Origin of the sequence: Streptomyces sp. NPDC051569, from assembly GCF_044454085.1 — a bacterium.
Taxonomy (GTDB): Bacteria; Actinomycetota; Actinomycetes; order Streptomycetales; family Streptomycetaceae; genus Streptomyces.
The window spans coordinates 196091-203812 of sequence record NZ_JBITDJ010000001.1; the positions used below are offsets into that span (position 1 = coordinate 196091).

The following is a 7722-nucleotide window of genomic DNA, read 5'->3' on the forward strand; positions in this document are numbered from 1 at the left end:
TTCGAGGTGCGCACGTTGGCTTTCCAGATGCCGGACCGCGGCGCAGGCCCGATGGGGCCACGGATCAGAGTGAGCCGGCCCTCCCGGCGCGCCCGTAACCTGCTCATGACGGTGGGCGCGCTGGCCGTCCTGGCCATGCTGTTCGTCATGTTCTCCGGGTTCTGGACGGACTGGCTCTGGTACCGCTCGGTCGACTACTCATCGGTTTTCACCACCACCCTGTGGACCAAGATCGGCCTGTTCGCGGTCTTCGGCCTGCTGATGGCCGTCATCGTGGGTGTGAACATCTGGCTGGCGCACCGGCTGCGGCCGCCGCTGAGCGCGATGTCGATGGAGCAGCAGAACCTCGACCGCTACCGGATGGGCATCGCCCCGTACAAGAAGTGGGTCCTCCTCGCGGTCACCGCCCTGATCGGGCTGATCGCCGGGGCCTCCGCCGCCGGCCAGTGGCGCCTGTGGCTGATGTGGGTGAACGGAGTGGCCTTCGGCCAGACCGACCCCCAGTTCAAGATGGACGTGTCGTTCTACGCGTTCGATCTGCCCTGGTACCGCTTCCTGCTCGGCTTCGGCTTCGCGGCCGCCGTGCTGTCGCTGATCGCCGCCGCGCTGACCCACTATCTGTACGGCGGGCTGCGCGTGACGAGCCCGGGTGCCCGGGCGACCGGCGCGGCCACCGGCCATCTCTCGGTGCTGCTCGGACTGTTCGTCTCGCTGAAGGCGGTGGCGTACTGGCTGGACCGGTACGGCCTGGCCGTGAAGTCCAGCGACTTCAAGGCGGCGGGCAACTGGACGGGCCTGCGGTACGTCGACGCCAACGCCTATCTCCCGGCGAAGACCATCCTCTTCTGCATCGCGGTCATCTGTGCCGTGCTGTTCTTCGCGACGCTCTGGCGCCGGACCTGGCAGCTGCCGGTGATCGGTTTCGGTCTGATGGTGCTCTCCGCGATCCTCATCGGCGGCCTCTACCCGGCGATCGTGCAGAAGTTCACGGTCGAACCGAACGAGCAGGCCAAGGAAGCGCCGTACATCAAGAAGAACATCACGGCCACGCGCGAGGCGTACGGCATCGAGGGCGCCGATGTGCAGGACTACGACGGCAAGGGCGATCCGGGCGCGAAGGCCGCGCAGCGCGAGGCGGCCAACACGGCCGCCAGCTACCGGCTGGTCGACCCCAATGTCGTCTCGCCCGCCTTCCAGCAGCTTCAGCAGGAGCGCAAGTACTACCAGTTCCCCGCCACGCTGGACGTCGACCGCTACACCGGACCCGACGGCACGCCGCAGGACACGGTCGTCGGTCTGCGTGAGCTGAACATCAGCGGTATCCCCAAGCGCAACTGGATCAACGACCACTTCACGTACACCCATGGGTACGGTGTGATCGCGGCCAGGGGCACGAACACGGTGACCGACGAGAACGAGGGCACCGCCGGCGCTCCGGACTTCACCGAGTCCAGTCTGCCGACGAGCGGTCAGCTCGGTTCGTACGAGCAGCGGGTCTACTACGGCGAGAAGACCGAGCAGTACTCGATCGTGGGCGGGCCGCAGAAGGAGCTCGACTACGAGAAGAACGGCGAGAGGACGACGAGCTACTCGGGCAAGAGCGGGGTCGACCTCTCCAGCCCGCTGAACCGCGCGGCCTACGCGATGGCTTTCAGCGAGCCCCAGATGCTCTACTCCGGCGCCATCGGTGACGGCTCGCGGATCCTCTACAACCGCACCCCCAAGGAGCGCCTCGAAGCGGTCGCACCCTGGCTGACCATCGACGGCGACGCGTATCCCGCCGTGATAGACGGCCACATCCAGTGGATCGTCGACGCGTACACGACGACGAACGGTTATCCGTACGCCTCGCGTACGACGCTGGGCGACACCACGGCCGACTCGCTGACCAACAGCCAGCGCGCGGTCGTCACGCAGCAGAACCAGGTCAACTACATCCGGAACTCGGTGAAGGCCACCGTCGACGCGTTCGACGGCACGGTCAAGCTGTACCAGTGGGACACCAAGGACCCGGTGCTCAAGACCTGGATGAAGGCCTTCCCCGGCACGGTGCAGCCGAAGAGCGAGATCAAGCCGACTCTGCTGGCCCATCTTCGCTACCCCCAGGACATGTTCAAGGTCCAGCGCGAACTGCTCACCCGCTACCACGTCACGGACCCCGCGCAGTTCTACAGCGGCAGTGACGCGTGGCAGGTGCCGGACGACCCGACCAACCGGAACAAGAACGCCGTCCCGCCGTACTACCTGAGCCTCAAGATGCCCGGGCAGGCGTCGCAGAAGTTCTCGCTGACCACCACCTTCACGCCCAACGGGCGGCCCAACCTGGGCGCGTTCATGGCCGTGGACGCGGACGCCACCAGCACGGACTACGGCAAGATCAGAGTCCTGAGAGTGACCTCGACCGTCCAGGGCCCGCAGCAGGTGCAGAGCGAGCTCAACGGGGTCGACAAGGTCGCCGAGTTCGTCAGGAACCTGCGCGGCACGGATTCGGACATCGAGTACGGCAATCTGCTCACGGTGCCTCTCAACGGAGGCTTCCTCTACATCGAGCCGGTGTACGCGCGCGGTGGTACCGCGAACTACCCGCTGCTGAAGATGGTGGCCGCTTCCTACGGCGGCAAGCCCGTCTTCGAGAAGAGCCTGGGCGAGGCGCTCAACGCGGTGTTCCGGACGGACGGTTCCGAGCCGCCGTCGACGACCCCGCCCTCGACGACCCCGCCGCCGACGGGCGACACCACGAAGCCGCCCGCGACCGGGGAGGCGGCGCTGGAGCAGGCCATCGCGGACGCCCAGAAGGCGTACGACGCCGGTGAGGCGGCGCTCAAGAAGCAGGACTGGACGGCGTACGGCAAGGCCCAGCAGGAACTCCAGGAGGCCCTGCAGCGGGCGGCCGAGGCGGGTTCCGGGTCCGGCTCCGACAGTGGGAACGGCGGTAGCGACAGCAGCTGAGCGAGTGACCACTCCGCCCCGTGGTACGGTTGGGACACAACGACGCGGGGTGGAGCAGCTCGGTAGCTCGCTGGGCTCATAACCCAGAGGTCGCAGGTTCAAATCCTGTCCCCGCTACGCGAAGTCAAGGGCCCGGATCCTTCGAGGATTCGGGCCCTTGCCATGTTCCCGCGCGAACGGTGCCTCAGGACGGGTGAGTTGGCCCCGGAAGCGTTTGGTGTGTCTCTCTGTGGGCATGTCGACAAAACGCCGAATGCACCTCACGGTCGCGGTATGCCAGCTGTACGCGGGTGGCAGGTGGTGCGACCATGGAATATATGGGGGATAGGACAACTCTGTTGGAGACAGGGCGGTTTGTGCAAGGACACTCCGAAAGCGCTGAGGGCGCCGCGAGCGCCGTCGGCGCCGCGGGTTCCGTGAGCGGGACGGCCGCCCCGCGCTCCGTCGGTACGGAAGAGGCCGCGGAGGCCGAGGCCCGCCACCGGCGCGCGGCCGAGGCGGGCGACACCGCGTCGATGAGCGTCCTCGGTGCCCTGCTGCTCCGCCGCGGCGACCTCGACGGAGCCGAGCCCTACCTGCGCGCCGCGACCTCCGAAGGGGAGCGTGCCGCCGCCAACAACCTGGGCGTCCTGCTCCACCAGCGCGGCTATCCGGACGAGGCGGCCGGCTGGTGGCGTATCGCCGCCGTCGCCGGGTCCGCCGCCGCGGCCCACGCGCTGGGCCGGCACTACCGCGAGCTGGGCGACGAGCCGGCCGCCGAATACTGGCTGCGCCAGTCCGCCGAGCAGGGGCACGCCCTCGGCGCCTACGCTCTCGCCGATCTGCTGGAACACCGCGGCGATGTCGGGTCCGAGCGCTGGCTGCGGGCCGCGGCCGAGCAGGGGCACCGCGAAGCGGCGTACCGGCTCGGCCGCGCGCTGGAGCGCCGTGCCCGCGAGCCGGGACGCTCCGGCGCGGACGTGGTCTACAACAGCGGCACGGGCTCGCCGACTTCGGGCCGCCTGCCCGCGGGCTCCCCGGCGCTGGCCTCCAGGGCCCCCGGCAGGGCTTCCGCCGCCGCCTCCTCCGCCGGGCCTTCGCTCATCAGTGAGGCTGCCCAGTGGTACCGGCAGGCCGCCGCACGAGGCCACAGCCGGGCCGCCCTGCACCTCGGCGCGATCCTGGAGAAGCGCGGCGAACTCAAAGAAGCGGGCCACTGGTACCTCACCGCCGCCCAGGACGGCGACGCCCGGGCCGCCTGCGCCCTCGGCTTCCTGCTGCGGGACGCCGGCGACGAGGAGAGCGCGGCGATCTGGTGGCTGCGCGCCGCGCAGGACGGCGACGGCAACGCCGCGAACGCCCTGGGCGCCCTCCATGCCGCCCGAGGCGAGCAGCAGACCGCCGAGCGGTGGTACCGCGCGGCCATGGACGCGGGCGACGTCAACGGCGCGTACAACCTGGGGCTGCTCTGCGCTGCCCAGGACCGCACCGTCCAGGCCGAACAGTGGTACCGGCAGGCCGCCTACGCGGGCCACCGCGAGGCGGCCAACGCGCTGGCCGTCCTGCTGCTCCAGGCCGACGACGCGACGGGCGCCGAGCCGTGGTTCTCGAAGGCCGCCGAGGCGGGCAGTGTGGACGCCGCCTTCAACCTGGGCATCCTGCACGCCGGCCGCGACGAGAGCCGCGCGGCCCTGCGCTGGTACGAACGCGCGGCGGCCGCCGGTCACACGGAGGCCGCTCTTCAGGTGGGCATCGCCTGCCTGCGCGAGGGCGACGAGCAGTCGGCTGAGCGCCATCTGCGCTGTGCCGCGGGCGGTGGCAGCGCCGAGGCCGCGTTCCGGCTGGCCGCCCTGCTCGACGCGCGCCAGCCGCCGCCGGGCCTGCCCGTCCTCGGGGAACCGCACATCGTGAAGAGCGAGTGCGAGCAGTGGTACGAGCGCGCCGCCGAGCAGGGACACCGCCGGGCCCAGGTCCGGGTCGGCATGCTCGCGGCCGCCCGCGGCGACATCAAGGACGCCGCCCGCTGGTACCGCGAGGCCGCCGAGGCGGGCAGCCGCAACGGTGCCTTCAACCTCGGCCTGCTGCTCGCCCGCGAGGGTGGCGAGCGGGAGGCGGCCCTGTGGTGGAGCCGGGCCGCGCAGGCCGGGCACGGCCGCGCCGCGCTGCGCCTCGCGCTGCTCGCCGCCCGCCGGGGCGAACTGACCGAGGGACAGCGCTGGTGCGCCCGCGCCGTCGAACTGGGGCCCGCCGAGGTCGCCGAGCGGGCCGCCCGGCTCCGCGACGCGCTCCACCAAGAGCTCACCGCGTGACCTTGCGGAGGCCGCTCGGACCGGGCCGTTCCATGGATTTGCGCTGGTCGACGGCGTGACGTAGTGTTCCATTCAACGGCGCGGGGTGGAGCAGCTCGGTAGCTCGCTGGGCTCATAACCCAGAGGTCGCAGGTTCAAATCCTGTCCCCGCTACTGAAGTCGAAGGCCCGGATCTTGAAAGAGATCCGGGCCTTCGACGTTTCCGTGCCCTCTTTCCGTTTCCACGCGCCCACTCCGGGTTTCCGCGGACCGATCACGCACGTACCGATGAGGAAGGGCCCAGGCGGTTGTCCGCCGGGCCCTTCCTCATCGGTACGTGCGGTACGTACGGACCGTCTACGCGGCCGCGCAGTTCGGACAGGTGCCCCGGTACGTCACCTCGACGTCCGAGACCGTGAAGCCGAAGCGCTCGGCGACCGGCAGGTCGGACAGTGGATCGCCGATGGGGTGGACGTCCCGGATGGCGCCGCACCGGGCGCAGACCAGGTGCTGGTGCGGCTGATGCGCGTTCGGGTCGTACCGCTTGGCGCGGCGGTCCGTGGACACCTCGATCACTTCACCCAGCGTGACCATCTCGCCGAGGGTGTTGTAGACGGTCGCCCGGGAGATCTCCGGGAGTCTCGCGACGGCCCGCGCGTGCACTTCGTCGGCGGTCAGATGGATGTGGTCCCCATCGAGGACCTCGGCCACCACACGCCGCTGGGCGGTCATGCGCCAGCCGCGTCCCCGAAGTCGTTCCAGCAGGTCACTCATAGCCACCAGCCTAGCAGCGAAGGGACCTAGGTCCCGAACGGGTGTGACTTTGGATCTTTGCTTGACTTAGACAAAGTCCATCGTAGGATCGAGATCGGCAAACGCCAAGGGACAGCACTTGCAGCGAATCACGCAGGAGGCGCACGTGACGCAGGGACCGCTCACCACGGAGGCCGGGGCGCCGGTCGCCGACAACCAGAACAGTGAGACCGCGGGCGCCGGTGGTCCCGTTCTGGTCCAGGACCAGGCCCTCCTGGAGAAGCTCGCGCACTTCAACCGTGAGCGCATTCCGGAGCGCGTCGTGCATGCCCGCGGCGCCGGCGCGTACGGCACCTTCACGCTGACCCGCGATGTCTCGCAGTGGACGCGTGCGAAGTTCCTCTCCGAGGTCGGCAAGCAGACCGAGACGTTCCTTCGCTTCTCCACCGTCGCGGGCAACCTCGGCTCGGCCGACGCGGTGCGTGACCCCCGTGGTTTCGCGCTGAAGTTCTACACCGAAGAGGGCAACTACGACCTCGTCGGCAACAACACCCCGGTGTTCTTCATCAAGGACGCCATCAAGTTCCCCGACTTCATCCACACCCAGAAGCGCGACCCGTACACCGGCTCGCAGGAGGCGGACAACGTCTGGGACTTCTGGGGTCTGTCGCCCGAGTCCACCCACCAGGTCACCTGGCTCTTCAGTGACCGCGGCATCCCGGCGACGCTGCGTCACATGAACGGGTACGGCTCGCACACGTTCCAGTGGAACAACGAGGCCGGTGAGGTCTTCTGGGTCAAGTACCACTTCAAGACCGACCAGGGCATCAAGAACCTCACCACGGACGAGGCCAACAAGCTCTCCGGTGTCGACCCGGACAGCCATCAACGCGACCTGCGTGAGGCCATCGAGCGCGGTGACTTCCCGTCCTGGACCGTGCAGGTGCAGATCATGCCGGCGGCCGACGCGGCCACGTACCGCTTCAACCCGTTCGACCTGACCAAGGTCTGGCCGCACGAGGACTACCCGCCGGTCGAGATCGGCAAGCTGGAGCTCAACCGCAACCCGGAGAACATCTTCGCCGAGGTCGAGCAGTCCATCTTCTCGCCGGCCCACTTCGTGCCGGGCATCGGTCCCTCCCCGGACAAGATGCTGCAGGGCCGCCTGTTCGCGTACGGCGACGCCCACCGCTACCGGGTCGGTATCAACGCCGATCACCTGCCGGTGAACCGTCCGCACGCCACCGAGGCGCGCACCAACAGCCGGGACGGCTACCTGTACGACGGCCGGCACAGCGGCACCAAGAACTACGAGCCGAACAGCTTCGGCGGCCCGTTTCAGACGGACAAGCCGCTCTGGCAGCCGGTTCCGGTCCAGGGGGGCACCGGTCATCACGAGGCGCCCCTGCACTCCGAGGACGACGACTTCGTCCAGGCCGGCAACCTGTACCGGCTGCTGTCCGAGGACGAGAAGGGCCGTCTGATCGAGAACCTCGCGCAGTTCATCTCGAAGGTGTCGCGTGACGACATCGCCGAGCGCGCGGTTAACAACTTCCGTCAGGCGGACGGTGACTTCGGCAAGCGCCTGGAGTCGGCGGTCCAGGCACTGCGCGGCTGACAACTCACCGGCGGTGCCGGTGGGACGGAAGGGGCCGGGTCCTTGCGGGGATGCGGCCCCTGTCGCCGTTCCGTCGGCGAGCGGTGACCGGGTCAGCCGGTCAGCACCGCCGCTTCGCGCCGGGCCGGGGCCCAG

Annotated in this window: 4 protein-coding genes and 2 tRNA genes; 5 read left to right on the forward strand and 1 reads right to left on the reverse strand. The window is 69.3% G+C overall.

What is annotated here, in order from left to right; all coding sequences use genetic code 11:
- Nucleotides 1-27: 27 nt before the first annotated feature.
- From ACIBAE_RS00780 to ACIBAE_RS00795, 4 genes are all read left to right on the forward strand, one after another.
- Nucleotides 28-2949 carry a UPF0182 family protein gene (locus ACIBAE_RS00780; RefSeq protein WP_399281976.1) on the forward strand — a complete coding sequence of 974 codons (2922 nt, stop codon included), beginning with the start codon at nucleotides 28-30 and terminating at the stop codon, nucleotides 2947-2949.
- Between the two features lie 43 nt (nucleotides 2950-2992).
- Nucleotides 2993-3066: transfer RNA gene (locus tag ACIBAE_RS00785), tRNA-Met, on the forward strand.
- Nucleotides 3067-3257: 191 nt separating this feature from the next.
- Nucleotides 3258-5237 carry a tetratricopeptide repeat protein gene (locus ACIBAE_RS00790; RefSeq protein ID WP_399281577.1) on the forward strand — a complete coding sequence of 660 codons (1980 nt, stop codon included), beginning with the start codon at nucleotides 3258-3260 and terminating at the stop codon, nucleotides 5235-5237.
- A gap of 79 nt (nucleotides 5238-5316) precedes the next feature.
- A tRNA-Met gene (locus tag ACIBAE_RS00795) sits at nucleotides 5317-5390 on the forward strand.
- 183 nt (nucleotides 5391-5573) lie between these two features.
- Here the strand turns inward: ACIBAE_RS00795 and ACIBAE_RS00800 are convergent.
- Nucleotides 5574-5990: a Fur family transcriptional regulator gene (locus ACIBAE_RS00800; RefSeq protein ID WP_399281578.1), complete on the reverse strand. Its 417-nt coding sequence runs from the start codon at nucleotides 5988-5990 to the stop codon at nucleotides 5574-5576.
- Between the two features lie 127 nt (nucleotides 5991-6117).
- Here ACIBAE_RS00800 and ACIBAE_RS00805 point away from each other — a divergent pair, with 127 nt between their 5' ends.
- Nucleotides 6118-7587, forward strand: a complete 1470-nt coding sequence (locus ACIBAE_RS00805; protein WP_399281977.1) for a catalase — start codon at nucleotides 6118-6120, stop codon at nucleotides 7585-7587.
- Nucleotides 7588-7722 lie beyond the last annotated feature (135 nt).

Bases quoted from the DNA above. Each gene is read 5' to 3' on its own strand.
- ACIBAE_RS00780 (WP_399281976.1), top strand. From the start codon at position 28: ATGCCGGACCGCGGCGCAGGCCCGATGGGGCCACGGATCAGAGTGAGC.
- ACIBAE_RS00790 (WP_399281577.1), top strand. From the start codon at position 3,258: ATGGAATATATGGGGGATAGGACAACTCTGTTGGAGACAGGGCGGTTT.
- ACIBAE_RS00800 (WP_399281578.1), bottom strand. From the start codon at position 5,990: ATGAGTGACCTGCTGGAACGACTTCGGGGACGCGGCTGGCGCATGACC.